The sequence below is a fragment of the Bacillus sp. GbtcB10 genome, assembly GCF_019091365.1.
In the GTDB taxonomy this organism is placed as follows: Bacteria; Bacillota; Bacilli; order Bacillales; family Bacillaceae; genus Bacillus; species Bacillus altitudinis.
Map to the genome: position 1 here is coordinate 1 of NZ_JAGXJP010000430.1, position 232 is coordinate 232.

Here is a 232-nt window from a genome sequence, read left to right on the forward strand (position 1 = left end):
GATATGTACATGGATAAGATCGCAGTAGGTCCAGAAGCGGTAGGCTGCATCGACATTGAAGCGCCTGTCATTGTCAATCTTCGTGCTGTTGCAAAAGCGAAAAACAAAGATATTGAAGATGTTGTTGCGACAATTTTAAACAGAGAGCGTCATGAAAAGATCATTGCTGAGCTGAGAGAAGCTGGAGCAAGAATCAAGCTGATCGATGATGGTGACGTTGCTGGAGCCATTA

At 44.0% G+C, this 232-nt stretch carries 1 protein-coding gene; it reads left to right on the forward strand.

All coding sequences use genetic code 11. The annotated features are described in order from the left end of the window. Positions 1-232, forward strand: a 232-nt coding sequence (locus KVT11_RS20730) for a fructose-bisphosphatase class II (protein ID WP_217609229.1), incomplete at both ends; no start/stop codon positions are given.